Origin of the sequence: Paraburkholderia edwinii (assembly GCF_019428685.1) — a bacterium.
GTDB classification, from domain to species: domain Bacteria; phylum Pseudomonadota; class Gammaproteobacteria; order Burkholderiales; family Burkholderiaceae; genus Paraburkholderia; species Paraburkholderia edwinii.
In genome coordinates, this window is sequence record NZ_CP080095.1 from 4,688,824 (window position 1) to 4,715,524 (window position 26,701).

Below are 26,701 nucleotides of genomic sequence, written 5' to 3' on the forward strand. Positions count from 1 at the left end.
GACGACGGCTCAGTGATGCGTGACCTGCTGGATGCCGGCGAGCAGCCAGCCTTCGCCGGTCTTCGTCGACTTGGACAGATTCCAGATTTCGACGAAAGGCTCAGCCGCGCCACCGATCGTCTCGCGGATCAGCCCCGAGAAGCGCACGCTCGCGAGGTATTCCTCGGCCCGGTCTTCGACGCCGAGCAGTTCCGCATTCAGTTGCACGACGTCGGTCTGGTTGCGCCCGGCACCGCGCGAGTCGAGGTCGATCTTCACTTCCGCGAACATTTCAGGCGTGGTGAACTCGCGGATGTCGGCCATGTTGCCGGCGTCCCATGCTTCCTGCAGTCGCACGAAGTAGACCTTCGCGTTGCGCAGGAACGCGTCCGTATCGAAGTTTGCAGGCACTGCGGGCGCCGCGCCGATTTGCGGCGTACTTAGCGGATTGCCCTGCGGCTCGAGATACTGGCCGCTCGGCGGCGCCGTATAGCGCGGCTCCTGCGAATAGCCGGTGCCGCCCGCATTGAGCGTGGGCGAACCGCCTGCATAAGCCGGGGCGTTCGCATCGCGCTTGCGGCCGAAGAACTTGCGGATCAGCCAGATCGCCACGATCGCAATCAGCGCGATGATGATGAAGTTGGCCATCGCACCGGCGAACGCTTCGCCGAGACCGAAGTGCGACAGCAGCGCCGCGATGCCGAGACCGGCCGCGAGGCCTGCGATCGGCCCGAGCCAGCGCGAGCGGTTAGGCTGCGCTGCGGGCGTGGGCGCCGGCGCCGGCTGCGCGCGCTGCATCTGCGCGTTCTGCCCTTGCCCCGGCTGCTGCGACGGCGGCGGCGTAGTTTGCCGCTGCATCATCGACGAGTCGTTCGATTGACGGCCGAAACTGCGTCCGCCGCCCATCCGTTTCGCTTCGGCGTCGAGCGACGCGAGCGTGCCGACCGTGATCAAACCGACCATTGCCAGCAGCCCGATTCTCCGCGCCCAAGGCCGCGAAACCTTACGTTTAGACAACAGATTCGAATCGGACATTTCTGACAATTCCTTTTAAAAACGAGCGGTTAGGGACGCTAATACTTTGTCCCGGTGTGCAAGGCTACCACGCCAGCTGACAGATTGTAATATTTGACGCCTTCGATGCCAGCTTGTTCCATCATCGTTTTCAAAGTTTCCTGGTCCGGGTGCATCCGGATCGACTCGGCAAGGTAGCGATAGCTTTCCGCGTCTTTGGCGAAACGATCGCCAAGCCACGGCAGCACCTTGAATGAATATAGGTCGTAAGCCTTCTTCAGCGGGTCCCACACTTTCGAAAACTCGAGCACGAGCACGCGCCCGCCCGGCTTCAGCACGCGGCGCATTTCCGCCAGCGCGGCTTCCTTGTGCGTCATGTTGCGCAAGCCGAAGGCCACCGTCACCACGTCGAAGTAGTTGTCCGGAAACGGAATCTTCTCCGCGTCGCAGAGCAGCGCCGGCGTGACGACGCCCTTGTCGAGCAGCCGGTCGCGGCCCACGCGCAGCATCGATTCGTTGATATCGGTATGCCAGACCTCGCCGGTCGGCCCGGCCTGCTTCGCGAACGCCTTCGACAGGTCGCCGGTGCCGCCCGCGATATCGAGCACCTTGAAGCCCGGCCGCACACTGGCCTGCGAGATCGTGAACGCCTTCCATGCGCGGTGCAGCCCGCCCGACATCAGGTCGTTCATCAGGTCATAGTTGGAGGCAACCGAGTGGAATACGCCCGCCACCTTCGCCGCTTTGTCCTGTTCGTCGACCGTCTGATAGCCGAAGTGGGTTTTGCTCATCGCGCTTGTCCTCGCGTTTTTTGACGATTGTTGCGCCGCATCGAAGTAGCGGCCGGGCGAATGGTATCAGCCCGTGTCAGTATTAGTGACAGTGCCCGTGGCCGTGGCCACCGGCGGGCGCGGCGGCCATCGGCGCGTCGCGGTCCACGCCGGCCGCGGCGAGCGTATCGAGATACTCGCGCCACCGCTCATCCTGGCGCGTTGCGAGATCCCACAGCAGATCCCACGAATAGATGCCGGTCGCGTGGCCGTCCGAAAACGTCGGCTGCAACGCATAGTTGCCGACACCTTCAAGCGCCGTGATCGTCACATCGCGCTTGCCCGTTTGCAGCGTCTCCTGGCCGGGCCCGTGACCGCGCGCTTCCGCCGACGGCGTGTACACACGCAGCAGTTCGAACGGCACGCGATACGACACGCCGTTTGCATATTGCAGTTCCAGCACGCGCGACACCGCGTGCACGACAACGCCGGTCGGCACCGGGGTGTCGGGAGTCAGTCCGCTCATAGTCACCTCACGCGAGAGCCTGTTCGATTTCGCCGCGCACCGCGTCGCGCAGCAGCGTGGCCTGCGCGCGGCGCTGCGACAGCATGGCTTCCGATACGGTCCGCTGACGCGGCGCCCAGATCGGCAGCGGAAAATGCGCATCGTTGGAAAAGCGCGGAATCACATGCCAGTGCACGTGCGGCACCTGGTTGCCGAGGCTTGCCAGGTTGATCTTGACCGGCTTCATCACGCGCCGCATGGCGCGTTCCACGGCGTTCACCGCGCGCATCACACGATCGCGGTCCGCGTCGGCGAGGTCGGAGAACTCGGCCACGTGCTGGTTCCAGATGACGCGGCAAAAGCCGGGGTAGTCTTGTTCGTCGGCCAGGACGACACGCAAGGTGTCGTCCTTCCACAAAATGTCGCCGCCGTCTTCGCGGCAGAAGATACAGTCCATCGTCGCCCTCGAGCGCATACCGTCATGCTTGCAATTAGACCAGCACGCGCTCGATTCCGCCATTATTCGCACGGGCGACGTAGTCGGCCATCCAGTTTTCGCCGAGCACGTGGCGCGCGATTTCAACGACGATGTAGTCTGCTTCGACGTTGGCGTCTTCGTTATAGCGCGACAGGCCTTGCAGGCACGACGGGCAGCTGGTCAGAATCTTCACATCCGTTGCTCCGTTCGGTGCGCCGTTCGCCGTGCCGTTCTTGCCACCCGGTTGCGGACCATCGCCAGCCTTCAGCACCGAGCCTGGTGCCGCACCGGCCGCACCCGCGGCCGCATTGGCCATATTGATCGCGTTCGCGCCCGCTTCGGCGACGAGCGGAATCCCGCGCAGCTTCGCCGCGCCCTTGCGGATTTCCTCTTCCTTGCGGAAGCGCACCTGCGTCGAGATGTCGGGCCGCGTCACCGCCAGCGTGCCCGATTCGCCGCAGCACCGGTCGTTCTTTTCGATCTTGTAACCGTCGTGCTCCGAGCCCATCAATTCATTGACGAGCTTGACGGGGTCGATCGTCTTGATCGGCGTGTGGCACGGGTCGTGATACATGTAGCGCGTGCCCTTCACGCCGTCGAGCTTGATGTTCTTCTCGAGCAGGAATTCGTGGATGTCGATGATCCGGCAGCCCGGGAAGATCTTCTCGAATTCGTAGCCGGCCAGCTGGTCGTAACACGTGCCGCACGACACGACCACGGTCTTGATGTCGAGATAGTTCAGCGTATTCGCGACGCGGTGGAACAGCACGCGGTTATCGGTGACGATCTTCTCGGCCTTGTCGTACTGGCCCGAGCCGCGCTGCGGATAGCCGCAGCACAGATAGCCCGGCGGCAGGACGGTCTGCACGCCCGCTTCCCAGAGCATCGCCTGCGTCGCGAGGCCCACCTGCGAAAACAGACGCTCGGAGCCGCAGCCCGGGAAGTAGAACACCGCTTCCGAATCGACGGTCGTCGCCTTCGGGTTGCGGATGATCGGCACGATCTTGTTGTCTTCGATGTCGAGCAGCGCGCGCGCCGTCTTTTTCGGCAGGTTGCCCGGCATCTTCTTGTTCATGAAGTGAATGACCTGCTCGACCACGGGCGGCTTGCCGGTCGTCGCGGGCGGATGCGCGGTCTGCTTCTTCACGAGCTTTTTCAGCACGTCGTTGCCCAGACGCTGCGCCTTGTAGCCAACGCCCATCATCGCAGTACGCGCGAGATTGATGGTCTGCGGGTTGGTCGCATTGAGGAAGAACATACCGGCCGCATTACCGGGGTTGAACTTCTTCTTGCCCATCTTGCGCAGCAGGTTGCGCATGTTCATCGTCACGTCGCCGAAGTCGATCTTGACCGGGCACGGCGTCGCGCACTTATGGCAGACCGTGCAGTGATCGGCGACGTCGTTGAACTCGTCCCAATGCTTGATCGATACGCCGCGGCGCGTCTGTTCTTCGTACAGGAACGCTTCGACGAGCAGCGAGGTGGCGAGAATCTTGTTACGCGGGCTATACAACAGGTTCGCGCGCGGCACGTGCGTCGCGCACACCGGCTTGCATTTGCCGCAGCGCAGGCAGTCCTTCACCGAATCGGCGATCGCGCCGATATCGGACTGCTGCATGATCAGCGACTCATAGCCCATCAGGCCGAAGCTCGGCGTGTAAGCGTTGCGCAGGTCTGCGCCTTCGAGCAGCTTGCCCGCGTTGAAGCGTCCTTGCGGGTCGACGCGCTGCTTGTAGGCGCGGAATTCGGCGATCTCGTCGTCGGTGAGGAATTCGAGCTTCGTGATGCCGATGCCGTGTTCGCCGGAAATCACGCCGTCGAGCGAGCGCGCCAGCTTCATGATGCGTGCGACCGCGGTATGCGCGTCCTGCAGCATCTCGTAGTTGTCGGAGTTGACGGGGATGTTCGTGTGAACGTTGCCGTCGCCCGCGTGCATGTGCAGCGCGACGAACACGCGGCCACGCAGCACCTGTTTATGGATAGCCTGCGCTTCCTCGAGGATCGGCTTGAACTCGCCGCCGTTGAAAATCTGCCGCAATTCCGCGCGGATTTCCTGTTTCCACGACACGCGTATCGTGCGGTCCTGCGTGACGTCGAATACCGTCACGCCCGGCTGTTCATCGACGCGATCCGCGAATTTCTCCGCGAGCGCCGCATAGCCAAGACCCACCAGATAATGCTGCGCCTCGCGCAACGACAGATCGAGCTTGTCGCGCAGGAACGTCCAGCGCGCGCGGACCTGATTCAGCAATTCGAGCGCATGCTGAACGCGATCTTCGAGCAGTTCGGCGCTCGGAATTTCGTTGGCGTCGTCGCTCTTGCCGAGCGGCAGCTTGCCCGCCTTGAAAAACGCTTCGAGCGCATCGACGAGCTGCAGCTTGTTCTTGATCGACAGCTCGATATTGATGCGCTCGATGCCGTCCGTGTACTCGCCCATCCGGTTCAGCGGAATGACGACGTCTTCGTTGATCTTGAACGCGTTCGTGTGCTTCGCAATCGCGGCAGTCCGGCTACGGTCGAGCCAGAAGCGCTTGCGCGCCTCGGCGCTGACCGCAACGAAGCCTTCGCCGCTCTTGCCGTTCGCCATGCGGACCACTTCGGAGGTTGCGGCCGCAACCTTATCGGCATCGTCACCGACGATATCGCCGATCAGCACCATCTTCGGAAACGCGTTGCGCTTGCTCTTCGTCGCATAGCCGACCGCACGCAGATAGCGTTCGTCGAGATGCTCGAGGCCCGCGAGAATCGCACCGCCTTCGCGCGACGTTTCGAACAGGTAATCCTTGATTTCAACGATGCTCGGAATCGCCTCGCGCGCCTGGCCGAAGAATTCGAGGCACACGGTGCGCGTATGCGCGGGCATCTTGTGCAGCACCCAGCGCGCGGACGTGATGAGCCCGTCGCAGCCTTCCTTCTGCACGCCCGGCAGGCCCGCGAGGAATTTGTCGGTGACGTCCTTGCCGAGGCCTTCCTTACGGAAACGCCGCCCTTCGATCTCGAGCGGCTCGGTGCGCAACAGCTTTTCACCCGGCGCATATTCGCCGTCGAACCACTTCAGTTCAAAGCGCGCGACAGGAATGTCGTGAATCTTGCCGAGGTTGTGATCGAGACGCGTGACTTCGAGCCAGTTGCCTTCCGGATCGACCATCCGCCACCACGCGAGATTGTCGAGCGCGGTGCCCCACAGCACGGCCTTCTTGCCGCCCGCGTTCATCGCGATGTTGCCGCCGATGCACGATGCGTCGAGCGACGTCGGGTCGACCGCGAACACGTAGCCAGCCTGTTCGGCCGCTTCGGTCACGCGGCGCGTGACGACGCCCGCGCCCGAGTAGACCGTCGCGACCTTGCGATCGACGCCCGGCAGATCGGTCAGCTCGACGGCGCCAAGCTTCTCGAGCTTCTCGGTGTTGATGACCGCGGAGAACGGCGTGAGCGGCACGGCGCCGCCCGTATAACCGGTGCCGCCCCCGCGCGGAATCACGGTGAGGCCGAGTTCGAAGCAAGCTTTCACCAGGCCTGCAATTTCATCTTCGTTATCGGGCGTCAGCACGACGAACGGATATTCGACACGCCAGTCGGTTGCATCGGTGACGTGCGACACGCGCGCGAGGCCGTCGAAGCGGATGTTGTCCTTCTGCGTGCGGCGGCCCAGCTCGCGCAGCGCGCGGCGGCGCAGGTCGGCGCTGCGTTCGAACTCGTCAGCGAACGCATCGACCGCGCGGCGCGCCGCGGCCACCAGCGCCTCGACGCGCGCGGCGCGATCGACGCCGGCGTCGTCGTGATGCGCGGTCAGATCGGCGCGGCGGCGCTTCTCAATCTCGGCCAGCCGGTGGTGCAGCGCTTCGATCAGCAGCTTGCGACGCTTCGGATTGTCGAGCAGATCGTCCTGCAGATACGGATTGCGGCGCACGACCCAGATATCGCCGAGCACTTCATACAGCATCCGCGCCGAGCGGCCGGTGCGGCGTTCGTTGCGCAGTTCGTCGAGTACAGCCCACGCTTCGTCGCCGAGCAGACGGATGACGATCTCGCGATCGGAAAACGACGTGTAGTTGTAGGGGATTTCACGCAGGCGCGGGGCGGGATCGGTAGCCACTGCGTGAGCGGCGCCGTGCGGGTCGAATACTTGAGGTGCGTTCATGGTTGGACGACTCGGTGTGTCAGCCAACGGGAACCGCCGCGATTCTCATGAGGCGGCGGCATCGGCTGACGATGCGCGTGGGGCGCAATGCTGGGAATTCTTCTATTGGGCGAAGCCGCGGCTGGCCAAACCCGCCGGCGGACGCACTCACGCCGGCTGCTTCGCTGGCTCAGATACCGCTACACGATCGTGCATGCCGCACGTGCCTCTCCGCGGCGGGACGAGACTCGCGCGGGACGGGCATCAGGTGGGCGATCCGAGGCTGCCAGTGCATCTTCCGATCCTTGTTCCAAAACGCGATTCTACCGCATGATCCCTGCGCGCGTTGACGCCTCCGTGACGGCGCCATGGGCATTTGCGACGCCTGGCGACTACCGTTGAGGCGGCCGGAAGCGGTCGCGATCACGTTGATTTGCCGACCGGCCGGTCGGGTTTCGGATCGCCGTGCCGAGGGGACCACCGTGGACTCACTGCGGCGAACTCACCCAGCGGACCTACCGCGGTCCGACTGCGCAACAAACTGCGCATTCCGCGTGCCGCTCACCTTAGCTAACCGGTCTGAGCGCGCACGGATGGCGCTATCATTGACCTTTTCCCGTCTTATTCAGCGCATCGCGCCGTGAACCGCATGGCCTCCAACGACTATCTGAAGAAAATCCTGACCGCGCGCGTCTACGACGTCGCCCGGGAGACCGAACTCGAACACGCGCGGAACCTGTCCGCCCGGATGCGCAACGCGATTTATCTGAAGCGCGAGGACAACCAGCCGGTCTTCTCGTTCAAGGTGCGCGGCGCCTACAACAAGATGGCGCATATTCCGGCGGACGCGCTGTCGCGCGGCGTGATTACGGCGTCGGCGGGCAATCATGCGCAGGGCGTGGCGCTGTCGGCCGCGCGTCTCGGCGTGAAGGCGATCATTGTCGTGCCGGTGACGACACCGCAAGTCAAAGTCGATGCGGTGCGCGCGCACGGCGGGCCGACCGTCGAAGTCGTGCAGGCCGGCGAATCGTATAGCGATGCGTATGCGCACGCGATGCGCCTGCAGGAACAGCACGGCCTCACCTTCGTCCATCCGTTCGACGACCCGTATGTGATCGCCGGCCAGGGCACCGTCGCGATGGAAGTGCTGAGCCAGCATCAAGGTCCGATTCACGCGATCTTCGTGCCGATCGGCGGCGGCGGGCTCGCGGCCGGCGTGGCCGCCTACGTGAAAGAAGTGCGCCCGGAGATCAAGGTGATCGGCGTGCAGACCGACGATTCCTGCGCGATGGCGCAGTCGATCAAGGCCGGCAAGCGCGTCACGCTCAATGAAGTCGGCCTGTTTTCGGACGGCACGGCCGTGAAGCTGGTCGGCGAGGAAACCTTCCGGCTCTGCCAGCAGTATCTCGACGAAGTGCTGACCGTCGATACGGATGCCCTTTGCGCCGCGATCAAGGACGTGTTCCAGGACACGCGCAGCGTGCTCGAACCGGCCGGCTCGCTCGCCGTGGCGGGCGCGAAGCAATACGCGGAGCGCGAAGGCATCGAGAACCAGACGCTGATCGCGGTCACGTCGGGCGCGAACATGAACTTCGACCGCATGCGTTTCGTCGCCGAGCGCGCGGAAGTCGGTGAAGCGCGCGAGGCCGTCTTCGCGGTGACGATTCCGGAAGAGCGCGGCAGCTTCAAGCGTTTTTGCGAGCTGATCGGCACGCGCAGCGTGACCGAGTTCAACTACCGGATCGCCGACGCGAAGTCCGCGCATATTTTCGTCGGCGTGCAAATCAAAAGCCGTGACGAGTCGGCGCGCATCGCGGCTTCGCTCGAAGCGCACGGCTTCGCGACCGTCGATCTGACCGGCGACGAACTGTCGAAGCAGCACATCCGTTATATGGTCGGCGGCCGCTCGCCGCTCGCGCACCATGAACGCCTGTTCCGCTTCGAGTTTCCGGAGCGGCCCGGCGCGCTGATGAAGTTCCTGTCGTCGATGGCGCCGAACTGGAATATCAGCCTGTTTCACTATCGGAATCAGGGCGCGGACTACAGCTCGATTCTCGTCGGCATTCAGGTGCCCGCGAGCGAAGACGCCGAATTCGCACGCTTTCTCGCGACGCTCGGCTATCCGCACTGGGAAGAAACCGCGAATCCGGTCTACCGTCTGTTTCTTGGCTGATCAGATGGCGGAGAACGACTTCATCATGGCGCTTTGACGATGGCTTTCACGCTCGAAGACAAACTGGTGGTCGCGATCTCGTCGCGCGCGCTGTTCGACTTCGAGGAAGAAAACCGCGTCTACGAGGACGGCGACTTGCGCGCGTACGAGGCGCTGCAGCGTGAGCGCCTCGATGTGCCGGCGAAGCCCGGTGTCGCGTTTCCGCTGATTCGCAAGCTGCTTGCGTTGAACGCGGGCACGCCGCGCGTCGAAGTGGTGATCCTGTCGCGCAGCGATCCTATCAGCGGCTTGCGCGCGTTCAGCTCGGCGCGCGAACATGGGCTTGCGATCGAACGCGGCGTGTTCACGCGCGGCCGAGCACCGTTCGGCTATCTGCATCCGCTCAACGCGTCGCTGTTTCTATCCGCGAATCAGAACGACGTGCGCGACGCGCTTGCGGCCGGCTTTCCTGCCGCGCGCGTGCTGCCCGAATCGGCGCGGATGGCGAGCAAGTATCCGCACGAAATCCGCATCGCGTTCGACGGCGACGCCGTGCTGTTTTCCGATGAAGCCGAACGCGTGTTTCAGCAGGAAGGACTGCAGGCGTTCGTCGGTCATGAGACCGACAACCGCGACTTGCCGCTTGCCGACGGCCCGTTAAAGCCGCTGCTCGAAGCGCTGCACCGCCTGCAAAAACTCGCCGACGACGCGGCGCCGATGCGCATCCGTACCGCGCTCGTCACCGCGCGTTCGGCACCGGCGCACGAGCGGGCGATCCGCACGCTGATGGCCTGGAACATCGAAATCGACGAAGCGATGTTCCTCGGCGGCCTCGACAAAGGCGCATTTCTGCGCGAGTTCGAGCCCGACTTTTTCTTCGACGATCAAATTCGCTACTGCGATACGGCCCGGGCGCACGGCGTCTCCGCGACCGGGCATGTCGTCAGCGGCATCGTGAACGCATCATGACACCCGACCAATCCCCGCTCGGCAAACCCGCCACGTACACCGAACAGTACGACGCGTCGCTGCTGTTTCCGATTGCGCGCAGCAACGCGCGCGAGCAGATCGGCATTACCGCGCGGCTGCCGTTTTTCGGCACCGACATCTGGAATGCGTACGAGCTTTCGTGGCTCAACGCGCGCGGCAAGCCGCAGATCGCCATCGCGACGTTCTACGTGCCGGCTGATTCGCCGAATATCGTCGAATCGAAGTCGTTCAAGCTGTATCTCGGCTCGTTCGCGCACACGCAGTTCGATTCGATCGATATCGTGCGCGATACGATCAAACGCGACGTCTCGGCATCGTGCGGCGCGACGGTTTCCGTGCATCTCTCCGGGCCGGCCGAATTCGGCAAGCTCGGGCTCGAGGAATTCGACGGGCTGTCGCTCGACCGGCTCGATCTCGATACCGACATTTACCTGCCCGACGCGTCGCTGTTAAAAGCCGCGCACGGCGAAGCGCCCGTCGAAGAAACGCTGTATTCGAACCTGCTGAAGTCGAACTGCCCGGTCACCGGCCAGCCCGACTGGGGCAGCGTGCAAATTCATTACGTCGGACCGCAAATCGATCAGGCGTCGCTGCTGCGTTACATCATTTCGTACCGCAACCACACGGGGTTTCACGAGCAATGCGTCGAGAAGATGTTCGTCGACCTGCTCGCCGCATGTCAGCCCGTGAAGCTCGCGATCTACGCGCGTTATACGCGGCGCGGCGGGCTCGATATCAATCCGTTCCGCACGAATTTCAATCTGCCGATGCCGGACAATCTGCGCACCGCGCGGCAGTAACGCAGAGGAAAAAGCACTACAGGAAAGCGCCGGCCCACACCATATCGACGCTGACACGGCGTACCCGTCCGATGCTTGCGCATCGATACGCCGTGTCAGTTTTCCCCAGCGGCTGGGCCGGCGATGCGTAGAGTCGCATGAGCCGCGCATAAAAACTATCGGGCTTCCCTGATTCGCATGCAGGACATGCCCGACATTCTGACAACGCGTGCCGAAGGCCACACCTTCATTCGTTGTGCACGCTGCCCGGTCTCAATCAACGCTGCGGCGCCTTATACGCCACGCAATCCACTTCGACCTTGCAGTCGATCACCATGCTCGACACAACGCACGCGCGTGCCGGCGGATGCTCGCCGAAGTACTCGCGAAACACCTTGTTAAACGAAGCAAAGTCGCGCGGATCGTCAAGCCACACGCCGCAGCGCACAACATGCTCGGCGCTATAGCCCGCTTCCTTCAGGATCGCGAACACATTCTGCAGCGCCTTGTGCGACTGCTGGACAATGCCGCCGTTGATCACTTCGCCGTTTTCCATCGGCGTCTGCCCGGACACATAGAGCCAACCGTCCGCTTCGACCGCCCGCGCAAACGGCATATGCTGGCCGCCCGTTCCTTTTCCGCCTTCAACGCCATAACGCTTCATCGTCCGCTCCCTTCAAAGAGATAGTCAGATACGGTTCAAAAATCCTGCGGTGCGTGATCGTCCTTAGCGGCCCTTGCGTCCTTAGCGGCCAGTTCAGTCGCCAAAGGCCGCGCACCGCGCGCGACAAATCGACCGGCGCGCCCGCCGGTCGGCGCACCGTCGCGATACGACAGCACACCGTTCACCCACACCGCTTCGATGCCCTCAGCCGCCTGCTGCGGCTTGTCGAACGTGGCCGCGTCACGCACGCGGGCCGGGTCGAACAGCACAAGGTCGGCGTGATAGCCGACATGCACTTCGCCGCGCTGCGTCAAGCCGAAGCGGCGTGCCGACAGACTCGTCATCTTGCGCACCGCTTCCTCGAGCGGGATCAGTTGCTGATCGCGCGCATAGTGGCCGAGCACGCGCGGAAATGCGCCCCACAGGCGCGGATGCGGCAGCGGATCGTTCGGCAGGCCATCGGAGCCGATCATCGTCGCCGGGTGCGACAGGATGCGCCGCACGTCGTCTTCCGACATGTTGTGATAAACCGCGCCCGCCGGTTGCAGACGCTTCGCCGCTTCCTGCTGCGTCACGCCCCATTCGATCGCGATCGCGCTGATCAGCTTGCCCGCCATCTGCGGATGCGGCGTCGACCAGGTGATGGTGATGTCGATGTCGCCGGTCACCTGCTTGACGTCGAGCGTCGACGAACTGCGGCTGTACGGATAGCAATCGCAACCGATCGGCTGCATGCGCCGCGCGCCTTCGAGCGATTCGAGCACTTCACCGCTGCGCCCCCAGTTCGTCGGCCCTGCGCATTTCAGATGCGAGATCACGACCGGCACGCGCGCATGGCGGCCGATGCGGTACGCCTCGTCCATCGCGTCGAGAATCGCATCGAACTCGGTGCGCATGTGGGTGGTGTACAGCGCGCCGGCTTCGGCGAGCGGCTCGGCAAGCGCCATCACTTCTTCAGTCGGCGCGGCGAATGCGGAGCCGTACGCGAGGCCCGAACTGAGCCCGAGCGCGCCGTGCGCGAGCGCTTCCTTCAGCTGCGCGCGCATCTGCTCGATTTCCTGTGCGGTCGCGGCCCGATCGAGCCGGTCCATCTGGTTGTTGCGCAGCGCGGTATGGCCGATCAGCGCGGCGACATTGACCGACGGCTGCGCCGCATTGACCGCCTCGACATACGCGGCAAAGGTCGGATAGCTGAACGCATCGCGCGCGCCGAGCAGATTCATCGGATCCGGCGGATCGCCGTTCAGCGTAACCGGTGAAGCACTGATTCCGCAGTTGCCGACAATCACCGTCGTCACGCCTTGGGAGATTTTCGGCAGCATCTGCGGCGCGCGAATCACATGCGTGTCGTCGTGCGTGTGGACGTCGATGAAACCCGGCGCGAGCGCGTGGCCGTTCGCTTCGATCACGTCTTCGGCGAGCCAGTTCGACAGGTTGCCGATCGCGGCAATGCGCCCGTCGCGCAGCGCGACGTCGCGCTGCACCGGCGGCGCGCCCGTGCCGTCATAGAGCTGCGCGTCGAAGATCAGCGTATCCGCGGCTTCGGGATGCGAGTGCATGGGTCAGTCTCCTCGTGGTTGACGCTCGCCGGCGCCGCGATGCGCGGCGAGCGCATGCTTCATACGGGGCAGCGTACTTTCTGTAACATATCGAAGTCAACTTTGCTGCTGCAGAACTACACAATCACGGCGCGACAACCGCGCGACGAACCGCACGATGGAGTAACACGAGATGAAAGTTACAAACTATCAGGGTCCAACGATCGATCCATTCAGCAAAGGGCTCGGCAATGTCCCGGGCACCAGTATCCAGCTGACCGACGCGGGCCGTCTCGAATGGAATCTGCTCGACGAAGACGTCAGTCTGCCGGCCGCCGTGCTCTACGCTGATCGCATCGAACACAACCTCAAGTGGATGCAGGCCTTCGTCGCCGAATACAACGTGAAGCTTGCGCCGCACGGCAAGACCACGATGGCGCCGCAACTGTTCCGTAAGCAGATCGAAACCGGCGCGTGGGGCATCACGCTCGCCACCGCGCATCAGGTGCGCGCCGCCTATCACGGCGGCATCTCGCGCGTGCTGATGGCCAACCAGCTGGTCGGCAAGCGCAATATGCTGATGGTCGCCGAGCTGCTCAGCGATCCGGACTTCGAGTTTTACTGTCTCGTCGATTCGGCTGCGGGCGTCGAACAGCTGGGCAAGTTTTTCGGTTCGGTGCGCAAGGAACTCAATGTGCTGATCGAGCTCGGCGTGCCGGGCGGGCGCACCGGCGTGCGCGACGGCGCGCAACTGAAGGCGGTGCTCGAGGCCATCGCGCGCTACCCCGATTCGCTGCAGCTGGCGGGCATCGAACTGTATGAGGGCGTGCTGAAGGAAGAAACGGAGGTGCGCGCGTTTCTGCGCGCCGCGGTCGCGACCACGCGCGCGCTGCTCGACGCAAAACGCTTTGCGCGCACGCCGGCGATTCTGTCGGGCGCCGGTTCCGCGTGGTACGACATCGTCGCTGAAGAATTCGCGCAAACGGCCGATGCCAGCCAGGTTGAAATCGTGCTGCGGCCGGGCTGCTATCTGACGCATGACGTCGGCGTTTATCGCAAGGCGCAGAACGACATCTTCGCGCGCAATCCGGTGGCGAAGAAAATGGGTGAAGGCCTGCAGCCCGCGCTGCAGTTGTGGGCCTACGTGCAGTCGATTCCCGAACCGGACCGCGCGATCATCGGCTTGGGCAAGCGCGATGCGGCGTTCGATTCAGGGCTGCCGGAACCGGCGCGTCACTATCGGCCCGGCGGCACGGCGACGGCGCCGCGCGATGTGGCCGCCAGCGAAGGCTGGGAAGTGTTCAACATGAACGACCAGCACGCGTATATGCGGATTCCGGCGGGCGCCGATCTGAAAGTTGGCGACATGATCGCGTTCGACATCTCGCACCCGTGCCTGACTTTCGACAAGTGGCGTCAGGTGCTCGTCGTCGATCGTTCTTATCGCGTGACGGAAGTGATCGAGACGTTCTTTTGATGTAGCTTCGACAGCGGGCTCGATCACACAAAAGCGACGAAACGGCGGCATTTTGCGTGCCGCCGTTTTTGCTTGATGCGACGAGTGCGATTTCTTTTGCCGCGCTCGTCAGCTGCCCGCTTCGGCTGCGCGTGCCGGCACCCCTGCCGCCACCTCGCCGATGCGCGCTTCGAGCATGCCCAACGCGTTCGACAACGCTGCGAGCGCGTCTTCGGGCAGCGTCGCCATCGTCTCGTGCAAAAACGCATTGCGGCTGGGCAGGCTCGCTTCGATTGCCGCGCGGCCTTCATCGGTGAGCCGCACATTGGTGACGCGATTGTCGCGTGCGTCCATGCTGCGTTCGATCCAGCCGAGCGCTTCCAGCGATTTCAATTGCCGCGTCAGCGCGCCGGGATCGACGCGCAGCTTCTCGACGAGCCGCTTTTGCGACGACTCGCCGTCCTGCTCGTACAACGCGAGCATGATCCGCCAGCGCGGCATCGGATGCCCGACCTGCGCCTCGAACGCCGACATGAACGCGCGATACGTGCGGCCAAACTGATGAAGGATCGCGATCCGGTCCTGTTCTTCCATTAGTTGCTACCCAACCCAAGTCATTGAACTATCGATAGCGCCGATCTGCGCGCCCATACACGTCAACGCGACGCGCCAGTCAACCGGTCATTCCGCGGCGACGGTCGGCTCGAGCTTGCGCGTCAGCTTCACCGGCGGCACGCGCCGGCTTTGCCAGACCGACGCCAGCGCGACCAGCGTGGCGATCGCGAGACCCATATGAATCGCGCCGACTAGCGAGCTGCGCGCCGCTTCCAGCAGAACCGCGCCGTCGTGACCCGCCCGATGCAGCTGATCGAGCAGGCTCGCCTGCGCGCCGTGATCGATCAGGATCTGCGGATCGCCAAGCGCGTGGTACCAGTGGCTCGCATTATCGTTCTCGAGCGCATTGCGCACACCGTGCGTGTACATCTGCGTCACCAGCGTGCCGGTGATCGCCGTGCCCATCATGCCGCCGATCATGCGCAGCGACTGCAGCAGCGCCGTTGCAATGCCGAAATGCTCGCGGCCCGCGGTCTGCTGCGCGAAGATCGTCAGGTTCGGCAAAACGAAGCCGAGGCCCAGACCCGCCAGCACCATCAGCATCATCAGCAGCCAGTGCGGCATGGTGCGCATCGACATCGCGGCGCCGAGACATGCGACCGTCAACAGCACAAAGCCTATATACAGCATCAGATTCGGGTTGCGCACACGCGAAACGACCCGTCCATTCGCGATGCTGCCGATCGTAATGAACACGACGAGCGGCGTAATGACCAGTCCCGCCTCGTTCGGCGACATGCCGAAACCGCCCTGGAACAGCAGCGGCGCGTAAAACAGAATCGAGAACATCGAGAAGCCGGCCAGCACCGCCAGCACGAAGAGCGCGTTCAGACTGCGATTCTTGAACATGTCGGCCGGGAGGATTGCTTGCGGAAAGCGCTTTTCCCATTGCCATAGCGCATATGACGACGCGACGCTGACGGCAAGCAACCCGACCGTTGAAACGCTGAAGCCATGCTTTGGCAGCATTTCGACGAAGAGCTGCAAGCTTCCCAGCGCGAGTGCGATCAGCAGTGCGCCGGGCCAGTCGAGCCGCATCTTGCCTTGATGCGCGACGTGCCGCAAATGCGGCAGATAGCGCCACACGAAGATCAGCGAGATCAGGCCCACCGGAATGTTCACGTAAAACACCGAACGCCAGCCGTAATACTGCGTGAGAAAACCGCCGAGCGATGGCCCGACCGCGTTGGCGATGCCGAACGCCGTGCTCATCAACACCTGCCAGCGCAGACGCACGACCGAGTCGGGAAAGAGGTCGGGGATACAGGCGAACGCGGTACCGACCAGCATGCCGCCGCCGATGCCCTGCAGGCCGCGCGCGAGGACCAGGAACAGCATGCTGTTCGCCGCGCCGCATAACACCGACGCGCCGGTAAACACGATGATCGACGCGATGACGAACGGCTTGCGCCCGTAGTAGTCGCCGAGACGCCCGAAGATCGGCACCGTGATGACCGAAGTCAGCAGATAGGAGGTGGCGACCCATGCGTAGAGCTCGAAGCCTCTGAGTTCTGCGACGATGGTCGGCAGCGCCGTGCCGACCACGGTCTGGTCGAGCGCAACGAGCATGGAGACAAAGGAAACGCCGAGCATCGCAAGCAGCGACTCCCGGAACGGTAATACTTGCCCACTCGAATGGTGAGCGGCGGTATGGACGGCCATTTTTGTCGGCACAACTGTTGACGAGTCAACGATGTGGAATCATACCATACTGCCAGGCTCTAATCTTGCGGGGAACCTGCCGGCGATGCGTCGTCGTCATAACGCGCACGATAAGCGGCGACATGCGCTGCAACACGCGCAGCAGAATGCGCGGCCGCTATTCGCCTGTCTCAAGGAGTGACATGGATCCGATTTCGTCTGAATCGTCTGAAGCAGAAACACTGTCGCCCGACGACCTGAACGCGCTGCGGCGCGCGAAGCACGAGCTCGAAAGCCCGGCGCTCGCGATGAAGCTCGCGGGTATCGTCGGCTCGCCGATCGAGAAGCTGCTCGCGAAGATCCCGGCTGCCGCGAATGAAAAGGTCAACGATGCGACGCAAGCGGCGCTGCGCAAGTGCCTGCAGATCGCGCTGCGCACACTAGGCCGCGCGGTGCCGCTCGCGGCCAACGACAAGCCGAGCAATCTGCTGCACAAGTTCGCGGTCGCGACGACGGGCGCCGCGGGCGGCGCGTTCGGCATGCTCGCGTTGCCGGTCGAACTGCCGGTCACGACCACCTTGATGTTTCGCTCGATCTGCGACATCGCGCGCAGCGAGGGCGAAGATCTCGCGTCGATCGATACGCAACTGCAGTGTCTGACCGTGCTCGGCATGGGCAGCACGTCGAAAGCCGACGACGATGCCGACTACGGTTACTTCATCATGCGCGGCGCGCTCGCGCAGGCGGTGTCGAAGGCGTCGTCGGAAATTGCGTCGAAGGGGTTCACGTCGCATGGGTCCGCGGCGCTGCTGCGTCTGTTGAACACGATCGCGTCGCGCTTCTCGGTGCAGGTCAGCGAGCAGGTCGCGGCGAAGTCGATTCCCGCAATCGGCGCGGTGCTGGGCGCGATGGTCAACACCGTGTTTATGGATCACTTTCAGCACATCGCGCACGGCCACTTCACGGTGCGGCGGCTCGAGCGGCGTTACGGTCTGGACGCGGTACAGGCTGCGTATCAGGCCATCGACGCCTTGCCCGGCGTTTGAGCGGCGTCGCGTAGCGGCGTGACGCGGCGCACGAAGTGCGCGGCATCGTCGAGTGCGCGCCGTGCTTCGGGCAGGAACGGCGACCACAAGTGCCACGCGTGCGGCACCTTCGGCCAGACCTCGAATTCGACCGCCACGCCCGCTTGCGTCGCGCGCGCGGCGGCGCGCCGCGCGTCGTCGAGCAGCACTTCGGTGCTGGCGGCCTGGATGAAAAGCGGCGGCAGGTTGCGCATGTCCGCGTAGAGCGGCGATGCATACGGATGCGTCGCGGGCGTGTCGCCGAGATAAAGCTTTGCCGCGCGGGCGACCGAAGCGCCGCTGAACATCGGGTCCGCGCCGTCGTTGGTCTGGATCGACGCGCCCGTTGCGGCGAGATCGGTCCACGGGGAGAACAGCAGTGCGCCCGCGGGCAGTGGATCGCCGGCGTCGCGCAATGCAACAAGCGTGGCGAGCGCGAGGCCGCCGCCGGCCGAGTCGCCAGCGATCACGACCGTTTGCGGCAATGCGCCGGCTGCGATCAGACGGCGGTACGCGGCAGTCGCATCGTCGAGCGCCGCGGGGAAACGATGCTCGGGCGCAAGCCGGTAGTCGAGCGAGAAAACGCGCGCGCCTGTGCGCGCCGCAAGACCGAACGACACCGCGCGATGCGTGCGCGGCGAGCAGAAGTAATAGCCGCCGCCGTGCAGATAAAGGATAGTCGGCACGCGCGCCGAGCCGACGGTTGCTACAGGGTCGAGCCATTCGCCGCGCAACGGCCGGTCGCTTTCTCCGTACTGCTCACGCAACTGCCAGCCGCGCGGTACACGCGGCGACCAGACACGCTTCGCAGTCATGGCGCGCGCGTGTTCGGCGCTAACTTCGGGGCGCTGTGTGTGCGGCAAAAAATGACGACGCAGAATCCAGCAGGCCAACGCGCTTTGCCAACTCATCGGAACACGCTCCATCGATGGGACATCGATACATGGTACGTGTGTTCGTGATCGGCGCGTCGAGGGTGAGGCGCAGCGGAATGCCGGGAGAGAGAAAGAACCGGCTCGGTTCAAAACGAAGAGGCTCGTGTGCCGGTTCTGTACTTATGGCCTGCGGCGCAGCGGTTCGCCGCGCTCAATTCGCCGGCAATACCTGCCCGCGAATTTCGCCCATCGGATTCTGCGCGGTATGGATGTTGAAGTACCACTGGCCACCCATCAGGTCCGTCACCTGTTGTTCGGTGAGCGTCGCCGAGCCCTTGATCGGATTCGCGAGCGCTTTCTTGTCGATCGGCACGACGATCGACGCATTCTGGCCGACCGGCGCCGGGCCGTGAAAGTGCGCGGCCGTTGCCGGTCCGGACAAGCCGTCGTACGTGACCGTCCATTGCAGCGAACTTGTCGTCGTATCGAAGGTGGCGTTCAACATGCCGTGACCATGGCTCACGCGCGGCGGCACTTCGCTCGACGGCTGGAGATCGGCCTTCAGCGAGACGGTGTCCGCATAGGCGGCGCACGAGGCAAGCAGGAACAACATTGCAGCAAGCTTCAACTTACGAATGGCCATCATCGTTATCTCCGAATCCGTGTCCGTGTCGAACTTCTGCGGACATACTAGATGAATTCGAAGGCACGCATATGGCAGCATGGAGCGCGCTTTCAGCATTCCAAGGCTTGCGATGGAATCGCGATGCGCGACGTCGCGCTACGCGAGCAGCGCCGCTTGCCCTTCGATGCCGTCGAGCATTGCATTGCACTTACGTACGAGCGCGAGGCCGTCGACACGCAAACGCTCGGGCTCGCTGCCGGCGATACCGCGGCGATAGTCTTCGAGCACGCTAAAGAGCGGCGGGTATTGCAGCACGCCGACCGCGCCCGCCACACGATGGTGCCAGGCGCGCAACGCGTCGACATCCGGCGCTTCGAGCAGCGGCGGCAACGCGCGCACATCGTCGCGCACCGAGGAAACGAACGAATCGAGCAGCGCTTTCACCGTCGATTCGCTGCCCCAGATGCGCGTCAGATGAGCGAGGTCGACGGGCACGAACGGCTCGGCCGATGCGTCGTGGCGTTCTTTGTCGGCTGACGGTACGGCGCCGGATTCTGATGAAACGCTATCGCTGTGGGTAACCGAAGCGTTGTCGCGCGCTGGCTTGCGATGACCGTCCGCCGCGAACCAGCGGCTCAGATGCTCGCGCAACGTCGCGATCCGCGTCGGCTTGATCAGGCAATCGTCCATGCCCGCGTCGCGGCATGCTTTCAGGTCTTCGGCGGCCGTGTTCGCCGTAATGCCGACGATCGGCAGATGCGCCGCGACGCGTCCTTCCGCACCATTCGCTTCCTTTGCACGTATGCGGCGCGCCAGCTCGTAACCCGACAGGTTCGGCATATGGCAATCGGTAATCAGAAAGCCGTAGCGCGTGCGTTCGAGCGCCTGCAACGCTTCTTCGCCGTCGTTCACTACATCACACGCAAAACCGAGCAGCGAAAGCTGATGGCGGATCAGCTCCTGGTTGACCGGATGATCTTCGGCGACCAGCACGAGCCGGCCGCTCGCAATCGCGCGTTCGCGATCGGGCGGCGTGACTTGCGCCACGTGCTCGCCACGCGCGCGCTCGCGTGCGGGCTTCACCGCAAGGCCAGTCAATGCTGCCGCGCATGCTGCGCCGAGCCCGCGCCATGAAATCGGATTGATGCTCACGCGCACGGTATCGTCGACGATCCGATAACCGGTCGGCTTCGGCTTTTCGGTGAGGCAAATTACGCGCGAGTGCGGCAGCGCATGCGCTGCCACGTCGAAGCCGTCGCCGATAAACACCAGATCGACAGCGGCGAGCGCGTGCATGTCGCGCAGTTCCGGCGCACCGTAAGACACGGCACGCAGTTCAACGCCGAGCGCCGCGCCGAAATGCAGCAGCGCCTGCTGAACCCGCGTATCGGCTACCGCCACGAGGCCGCGCTTGCCGCGCAAGCCGCCGACCATATAGCTCTGGGCTTCGACCGGCATCAACAGTTGCAATGTCATGCGCGTGCCGACGTCAGGCGTGCTGTGCAGTTCGAGCGTGCCGCCCATCAGGTCGACGAGCTTGCGGCAGATCGTCAGCCCAAGACCCGTGCCGCCGAAGCGGCGCGTCGTCGATGTCTCGGCTTGCACGAACGGCTCGAAAAGACGCGCCTGCACGTCGGGCGCGATACCGATGCCGGTATCCTCGACAGTAATCTGCACCGCCTGCGTCATGGGCCCCGCGCCGATATGCGGCACGACCGCCACGTGCAGATCCACCTCGCCGGATGGCGTGAACTTGATCGCATTGCCGAGCAGATTGAAAAGGATCTGCCGCAAGCGCACGCTATCGCCGCGCACCACAGCCGCGACCTGCGGCTCGACATCGACGCGCACCTTCAGCCCTTTTTCATGCGCGCGCGCGGCGAGCAGCCCGACGGCCGTGTCGACCATATCGCGCAAATCGAGCGGCTCGGTTTCGATCGTGAGCCGCCCTGCTTCGATCTTCGAATAGTCGAGCAGGTCGTCGAGAATCTGCAGCAGTGCGCCCGCCGATTCGTGGATCATCCGCAGCATCTCGCCCTGATCCGCATCGAGCCGCGTGCGCTCGAGCACTTCGACGAGCCCGAGCACGCCGTTCATCGGTGTGCGGATTTCGTGGCTCATCATCGCGAGGAAGTCGTCCTTCGCACGCGACGCCGCTTCGGCGAGATCGCGGGCGCGCGCAAGTTCGTCGGAGCGCAGGCGCTCCGCGCTCGCGTCGACCCAATAGCCGCTCCAGACTGTGCCGCCGTCGGCTTCGGTGCGCGGCACGAGTTCGGCGCGCACCCAGCGCGAATCGTCGATGCGCGTCATCCGGAACTCGAGATGGACCGGCTCGGCCGCGCTCGCCGAGCGCTCAAGTGCGGCCATCACGAGCGGCCGGTCTTCGACACTCACACGGCCGAAGTTCACCACGCCGCCGCGCATCAGCGTGCCGCTGTCGCGGCCGAGCCAGTATTTCGTGTCGCCGCCGATATACGGGAACGAGTACGCACCGTCGGGCGCGCGCCGCAACTGGAAAACAACAGCGGGCAATGAACGGGTGACGTCGAAGAGGCGCCGTTCGGTTTCGCGCGCGAGCATCTCGGCGCGGCGAATGTCGGTGATATCGACGAGCGTGCCGAGCACGCACGACGGCGCGCCATCCACGTCGTGGCAAATGCAGACCGAAAACTGGCCATGGCGTGGTTGGCCCGCGTGATCGCGAAACTGCAGTTCGGCTTCCGCGCGCTCGCCGGTCGCGAGCGAATGCTGGGTCAAACGTTCGAGGCTGGCGATGTTCTCTTCGCCCCACGCGAGCACATCGGCGCTCATGCGGCCGATCACCGATGTACGGCTCAAGCCGGTCAACCGCTCGAATGCCTGATTGACGCCGATATAGCGGCCCTCGAGATCTTTCGCGACGAGCGGATACGGCACCATCTCCATCATCGTCTGCTGGAAGTTCAGCTGGGCGGCGAGCTCGCGTTCGGTCTGTTCGCGTCGCCGCACCTCGCGCTGCAGCAGCGAATAGGCGCGCAAGGTCACGAGCAGCGTGACGCCGATGCCGATCAGCAGCGGCAGCAAGCGTAAGGCGGTGACGGTCGGATTGCCGTCCTTGCGCGGGTCGCCGGCGGGCATGCTGGACACCGCGTGCGGGCCATGCGTGTTCGCGATCCAGCGTGTGCGAATGGCGAGCGCTTCGCCCGGCGGCAGCGCCGTCAACGCGCGATTGAGATCGTTGCGCCACGCCGTCCGGCCGCGCGGCACCGCGAAACGCAAGTCGCTGTTACGCGGCCGCTCTTCCGCTACCACCCTGAGCGCGGCGAATTCGTGGTGCGCGAGGTAGTGCTGCACCGCCGGCGTGTAGCCGAAGTAGACATCGTCGTCGCCGCGTTCGACCGCATGCAAGGCCGCCGCTGTGTCTTCGTATGTAGCGATGTGCGCGCGCGAAAAACGCTCGCGTAACAGGCTTTCAAGCAGGAAGCCGCGTTCGACCGCGACGCGCACGTCACCGCTTCGCACGCGTTCGGCCGCGTCGACATCGTTCGCGCGGATGACGACGGACGTCGATGCTTCGAAGTACGGGGCTGTGAACGCGACGCAATGCTCGCGTTCCGGCGTGCGCGCGACGCTCATCAACACATCGACCTGATTCGCGCATGCGGCGGCCAGCAGTCGCGGCATGTCCGCGAAGATCTTCACATCGAATTCGACACTGGGGCCCGCAAGCGCGCGCAGGTAATCGACGCTCAAGCCGGTCAATTCACCGTCGTCGAACTCTTCGAACGGCGACCATCCGCTTGCGAGTACGCCGATGGTCAGTCTACGAGGAAAGCCGTGTGCGCCGCGCGCGTCGGATGATGACGCCGCATCGCCTGGAGCAGGCGCGGCGATCACCGCCCGATAGATTGCGAACAGGGCCAACAGAATCAGCGCGCGCACGATCCAGCGACACAGTGAGCGCCCGACGGAGCGGTAAAACCGGGAGCGCGGGTCGCTGTCGTTGTCGATCTGCTTCATTGCGCGCTCGCCGCGGTCATGGCCCGGCATCAGCGGAAGTCGCGGGGCGCAGCCGCGTCCTGGCGCGCGCCACAGGCGTTGCCTGCATTGCCTGCGTTGCCTGCGTTGCCCGCGTCGCAGAGCAGCGGATACGCCAGCCCCGCGAGCAAGCCGCCGGCCATCGGCGCCGCCCAGAATAGCCACAGCTGGTCGAGCGCCCAGTCGCCGACGAAGAGCGCGACGGCGGTGGAGCGCGCGGGGTTGACCGATGCGTTGGTTACCGGCGTGGCAATCAGATAGATCAGCGTGAAGCACGCGCCGATCACGAACGGTGCAAACGACGCCCGTTTGTTTCGCGCAGCCATCGTCAGATTGACGAAGACAAACACGAACGACATGGCGAACTCGACGGAAAGCGCCGCACGCAGCCGGTAGTCGAACGGCGAATGATCGTCGTATCCGTTCGCACCGAATGCGCTCGAGGTCAGATCGAAACCGGGGCGGCCGCTCGCCACGTAAGCGAGCAGCGCGGCGCCGAGCAGTGCGCCGATCAGTTGCGCCGCGATATACGGCAGCAGATCGCGAACCGGGAAACGCTGTGCCGTCGCGAAACCGACCGTCACAGCGGGATTGAAGTGCGCCCCCGAGATGCGTCCCAGCACCGCGCTTGCCGTAGTCAATGCAAGTCCGAACGCAAACGGCACTTCGAGCACGCCCCAGCCCTGCTGCACCGCCCCCGCATTCAGCACCGCGCTGCCGCAACCGACGAATACGAGCCAGGCCGTACCGGCGCCTTCGACTACCAACCGTTTACCCAGGCTTGCCATTGCGATTCCCGTCCATGCGTCATGTGTCGACGAAGGCCAGCCTGCAATGGCTACCCCTCAGTGTTGCGCCACTCGCATATCGTTGTGCATAACGAATCGTCCCTGGGCGCGGCACGTCCGGCTGCGGCCGGGCGCGACCGCAAATTGTCAAGTCGAGGCCGCGCGAGGTTAATCGGACTATTCTTAAATGAAGGAAACGCTGAAGAAGTGTGTGAACTTTGTTCGATGTTCGCTGCGTGAGGCAACGAAGACGCGCGTTCCGGGTCACGCCACCCCTGTCACGTCAAACCGATCTGCCTCGCGTAGGCAATCAGACTGAGTTCGGTATCGAGCCCCAGCTTGCGCATCGCGTTGCGCTTCTGCGTGCTGATCGTCTTGCCGCTGCGCGCGAGGCGCTCGGCAATCTGCTGGATCGTCAGGCCTTCCACGTAGAGCCTGAACACTTCCCACTCGCGCGCGCTGAGCACCGCGGCGCCGGGCTGCGCTTTCGCGGCGTCGCCGATCGCTTCGCGGACGTGCTTCGATAAATAGCGACGGCCCGCATGCGCGGCATCGATTGCCGCAATCAGCGAAGCGGCGGCGTCACGTTTGTCGACAATCGCGGCGGCGCCCATCTGCAACAGGCCGGTCAGCGTTCTGGTTTGATGGATCATCGTCAGAATGACGATCGACACTTGAGGCATGAAGCGCAGCGTGCGCCGCAGAAAGACGATCGCGTTGCTCTCGCCGTCGATGCCCGGCATGCCGATGTCCGAGACGATCAGATCGCACGGACACGTATCGAGCAGTCCAGCAAGCTCGAGCGTGTCTGACGCCACGCCCACCACCCGCATATGGGCGACGCTATCGAGCAACGTGCTGACGCCGAGGCGAACCGTGCTGTGATCATCGGCGACGATGATCCGGATAGTCTGATTCATGTTCTTCTTGTGTGTGCGTGTGGACAGCCCCGCACACTGCGAATCCCCGGGATCTGTGCCACAAGTACGCCTGCTTCCCCCGCACCACGTCATGCTCCCCGTTCGTCGCCGCCTGACGGCGTCAAACAGCGAGCATGACAATGCGATGGTCTACAGGCGCGATGGATGTGCGATCGATGCGTGGCCGAATGCGGCCTACGGACGATCAGCGGAAACGACGCCATGTTCGACGGCAAACCTGAACAGGTCCGCGTCGGTATGCAGCGACAGCTTGCGCATCGCCGCGCACTTCTGTGCGCTGATCGTCTTGACGCTACGGCCAAGTCTCGAAGCGATCTCAGTCACGCCATAGCCGGACGCATAGTGAGTCAGAACTTCAAGCTCGCGCCGGGTCAGCATCTGACGGACGTAGTCGAGTCTGCGCGCAATCGTTGCATCGGCGAGCAGTGCGCGGATGGCGGGCCCGAGATAGCACTCGCGTGCCAGTGCGGTAATGATTGCGACGTGAATCAGGTCGATCCGGTCACGCTTGCTGACAACGGCCCCGACGCCGAGCGCAATAACCTTCTGCAGGGCCTCCGCCTCGGTTTCCATGGTCAGCACGACGAGCACGATTTCCGGGAACAGCGCCCTGAATTCGCGAACCATGTCGAGTCCGTCGCCAAACGTGCCACCGGGCATGTACAGATCCATGACAACCAGATCGCACGACACTCGCCCCGCTTCGGCGAACAACTGCGAAGAATCTGTAGCGCGTCCCACGACTTCCATGTTGGGATACGTTGACATCAGATTCTCAATCGCCAGCAGCACGAGCGGATGATCGTCGGCAATGATCGTTCGAACTGGCGCGGTGATGTCGTTCCTGGCATTCATTGAAAAAGCTCCTTTTGATCCGTGTCCTAAGGCCAAATAACGGAGCGTTAGCTGTATCCGGCGAGAATCATGCATTTAATGCCGGACAGACATAAGATTGCTCCGAATTAGCAATGAGAATTCGCAACAAAACACATTCGATAGCTAAAGAATTTCGGACCATCTAAGACCGCGTCATGTAAGACCGTGCGCGCGCACAAAAGCGAACAGGCCCGGATCGTTGTTCACGCCAAGCTTCGCCATCGCGTCGCGCTTTTGACGGCTGACCGTGCGCACGTCGCGGCCGAGATGCTGTGCGATCTCCGAGATCGAATGGCCGCGCGCGAACATGCGCAGCACCTCCGTCTGACGCGGCGACAGATCGCGCATCGGCAACAGGTTCAAGGTTTCGCCATGGGCGGACGAGAGCGCATCGCGCACCGAGCGGCTGACGTGCGAGCGCCCCGCACCGGCAGCGCGAATCGCGGCTGCGAGTTCGTCCATCGACTCGATTTTGTTCAGCATGCCGAGCACGCCGGCCGCGATGATCGAACGGAGAATCGCTGCATTGGTCAGGCTTGTCAGCACGACGATGCGCACCTGCGGCCAGTCACTGCGTATGCGCCGGATCAGGCGCAGGCCGTCTTCGGCATCGCCTGATTCGTTCGGCATGGCGAGATCGGTGACCAGCACGTCGCATGCGGTGGTTTGCATCACTTCGAATAGCGACGACGGACTGGTTGCTTCGCCGACCACACGCACATCGCACTGCCCGGCAAGCGTGGCCTGGATGCCGAGCAGAACGAACGGATGGTCGTCCGCCAGAATGACTCTTAGCTTCACGGATGCTCCCTCG

The 26,701-nt window shown here is 63.8% G+C and carries 21 protein-coding genes; 5 read left to right on the forward strand and 16 right to left on the reverse strand.

Annotation, left to right across the window (positions count from 1 at the left end; all coding sequences use genetic code 11):
- Window positions 1–9 precede the first annotated feature (9 nt).
- The 5 genes from KZJ38_RS20815 to KZJ38_RS20835 all read right to left on the reverse strand — a co-directional run bounded on the left by KZJ38_RS20815 (window position 10) and on the right by KZJ38_RS20835 (window position 6,887).
- Window positions 10–1,014, reverse strand: coding sequence for a Tim44 domain-containing protein (locus tag KZJ38_RS20815; RefSeq protein WP_219798028.1), 1,005 nt, complete (start codon window positions 1,012–1,014; stop codon window positions 10–12).
- Window positions 1,015–1,052: 38 nt separating this feature from the next.
- Window positions 1,053–1,784 (reverse strand): bifunctional demethylmenaquinone methyltransferase/2-methoxy-6-polyprenyl-1,4-benzoquinol methylase UbiE, encoded by a 732-nt coding sequence (gene ubiE, locus KZJ38_RS20820; RefSeq protein WP_219798029.1) that lies wholly within the window; start codon window positions 1,782–1,784, stop codon window positions 1,053–1,055.
- Window positions 1,785–1,866: 82 nt separating this feature from the next.
- Entirely contained in the window at window positions 1,867–2,289 is a 423-nt protein-coding gene (locus KZJ38_RS20825; RefSeq protein ID WP_219798030.1) for a gamma-butyrobetaine hydroxylase family protein, read from the reverse strand.
- A gap of 7 nt (window positions 2,290–2,296) precedes the next feature.
- Complete coding sequence (locus tag KZJ38_RS20830) at window positions 2,297–2,725, reverse strand: HIT family protein (RefSeq protein ID WP_219798031.1); 429 nt, start codon at window positions 2,723–2,725, stop codon at window positions 2,297–2,299.
- Between the two features lie 34 nt (window positions 2,726–2,759).
- Window positions 2,760–6,887 carry a DUF3683 domain-containing protein gene (locus KZJ38_RS20835; protein ID WP_219798032.1) on the reverse strand — a complete coding sequence of 1,376 codons (4,128 nt, stop codon included), beginning with the start codon at window positions 6,885–6,887 and terminating at the stop codon, window positions 2,760–2,762.
- Window positions 6,888–7,515: 628 nt separating this feature from the next.
- On the opposite strand from KZJ38_RS20835, the gene ilvA reads away from it, so the two are divergent.
- From ilvA to queF, 3 genes are read left to right on the forward strand one after another with little or no spacing between them, the layout of a single operon-like run.
- Window positions 7,516–9,039 (forward strand): threonine ammonia-lyase, biosynthetic, encoded by a 1,524-nt coding sequence (gene ilvA / locus KZJ38_RS20840; protein ID WP_219798033.1) that lies wholly within the window; start codon window positions 7,516–7,518, stop codon window positions 9,037–9,039.
- Between the two features lie 39 nt (window positions 9,040–9,078).
- Complete coding sequence (locus tag KZJ38_RS20845; protein ID WP_219798034.1) at window positions 9,079–9,987, forward strand: 5'-nucleotidase; 909 nt, start codon at window positions 9,079–9,081, stop codon at window positions 9,985–9,987.
- Entirely contained in the window at window positions 9,984–10,808 is an 825-nt protein-coding gene (queF, locus tag KZJ38_RS20850; protein ID WP_219798035.1) for an NADPH-dependent 7-cyano-7-deazaguanine reductase QueF, read from the forward strand. The genes KZJ38_RS20845 and queF overlap by 4 nt, the downstream gene beginning before the upstream one ends.
- Window positions 10,809–11,064: 256 nt before the next feature.
- On the opposite strand, the gene KZJ38_RS20855 is transcribed toward queF, so the two are convergent.
- Together KZJ38_RS20855 and KZJ38_RS20860 are read right to left on the reverse strand one after the other, a co-directional pair.
- Window positions 11,065–11,451: a RidA family protein gene (locus KZJ38_RS20855; RefSeq protein ID WP_219798036.1), complete on the reverse strand. Its 387-nt coding sequence runs from the start codon at window positions 11,449–11,451 to the stop codon at window positions 11,065–11,067.
- A gap of 35 nt (window positions 11,452–11,486) precedes the next feature.
- Window positions 11,487–13,010: an N-acyl-D-amino-acid deacylase family protein gene (locus tag KZJ38_RS20860; protein WP_219798037.1), complete on the reverse strand. Its 1,524-nt coding sequence runs from the start codon at window positions 13,008–13,010 to the stop codon at window positions 11,487–11,489.
- 172 nt (window positions 13,011–13,182) lie between these two features.
- Between KZJ38_RS20860 and KZJ38_RS20865 the strand changes: the two genes are divergently transcribed.
- On the forward strand, window positions 13,183–14,466 hold the full coding sequence (locus KZJ38_RS20865) for an amino acid deaminase (protein ID WP_219798038.1): 1,284 nt from the start codon (window positions 13,183–13,185) through the stop codon (window positions 14,464–14,466).
- Window positions 14,467–14,574: 108 nt separating this feature from the next.
- On the opposite strand, the gene KZJ38_RS20870 is transcribed toward KZJ38_RS20865, so the two are convergent.
- Together KZJ38_RS20870 and KZJ38_RS20875 are read right to left on the reverse strand one after the other, a co-directional pair.
- The gene (locus KZJ38_RS20870) at window positions 14,575–15,039 is read right to left on the reverse strand and encodes a MarR family winged helix-turn-helix transcriptional regulator (protein WP_219798039.1); all 465 of its coding nucleotides are present in this window, start codon (window positions 15,037–15,039) and stop codon (window positions 14,575–14,577) included.
- Window positions 15,040–15,126: 87 nt separating this feature from the next.
- Window positions 15,127–16,722, reverse strand: a complete 1,596-nt coding sequence (locus KZJ38_RS20875; protein WP_219798040.1) for an MDR family MFS transporter — start codon at window positions 16,720–16,722, stop codon at window positions 15,127–15,129.
- Between the two features lie 182 nt (window positions 16,723–16,904).
- Between KZJ38_RS20875 and KZJ38_RS20880 the strand changes: the two genes are divergently transcribed.
- On the forward strand, window positions 16,905–17,747 hold the full coding sequence (locus tag KZJ38_RS20880; RefSeq protein ID WP_219798041.1) for an EcsC family protein: 843 nt from the start codon (window positions 16,905–16,907) through the stop codon (window positions 17,745–17,747).
- Here the strand turns inward: KZJ38_RS20880 and KZJ38_RS20885 are convergent.
- The 7 genes from KZJ38_RS20885 to KZJ38_RS20915 all read right to left on the reverse strand — a co-directional run bounded on the left by KZJ38_RS20885 (window position 17,717) and on the right by KZJ38_RS20915 (window position 26,673).
- Window positions 17,717–18,676 carry an alpha/beta hydrolase gene (locus KZJ38_RS20885; RefSeq protein WP_219798042.1) on the reverse strand — a complete coding sequence of 320 codons (960 nt, stop codon included), beginning with the start codon at window positions 18,674–18,676 and terminating at the stop codon, window positions 17,717–17,719. The genes KZJ38_RS20880 and KZJ38_RS20885 overlap by 31 nt on opposite strands.
- Before the next feature lie 175 nt (window positions 18,677–18,851).
- Window positions 18,852–19,286 carry a CHRD domain-containing protein gene (locus KZJ38_RS20890; RefSeq protein ID WP_219798043.1) on the reverse strand — a complete coding sequence of 145 codons (435 nt, stop codon included), beginning with the start codon at window positions 19,284–19,286 and terminating at the stop codon, window positions 18,852–18,854.
- A 135-nt stretch (window positions 19,287–19,421) separates the two neighbouring features.
- The gene (locus KZJ38_RS20895; RefSeq protein ID WP_219798044.1) at window positions 19,422–23,264 is read right to left on the reverse strand and encodes an ATP-binding protein; all 3,843 of its coding nucleotides are present in this window, start codon (window positions 23,262–23,264) and stop codon (window positions 19,422–19,424) included.
- A gap of 29 nt (window positions 23,265–23,293) precedes the next feature.
- On the reverse strand, window positions 23,294–24,070 hold the full coding sequence (aqpZ, locus tag KZJ38_RS20900) for an aquaporin Z (RefSeq protein ID WP_219798045.1): 777 nt from the start codon (window positions 24,068–24,070) through the stop codon (window positions 23,294–23,296).
- Window positions 24,071–24,348: 278 nt separating this feature from the next.
- Window positions 24,349–24,990, reverse strand: coding sequence for a response regulator (locus KZJ38_RS20905; RefSeq protein WP_219798046.1), 642 nt, complete (start codon window positions 24,988–24,990; stop codon window positions 24,349–24,351).
- A gap of 195 nt (window positions 24,991–25,185) precedes the next feature.
- On the reverse strand, window positions 25,186–25,866 hold the full coding sequence (locus KZJ38_RS20910) for a response regulator (protein ID WP_219798047.1): 681 nt from the start codon (window positions 25,864–25,866) through the stop codon (window positions 25,186–25,188).
- Between the two features lie 174 nt (window positions 25,867–26,040).
- A complete protein-coding gene (locus KZJ38_RS20915) occupies window positions 26,041–26,673 on the reverse strand; it encodes a response regulator (protein WP_219800524.1) in 633 nt (210 codons plus the stop codon).
- Window positions 26,674–26,701 lie beyond the last annotated feature (28 nt).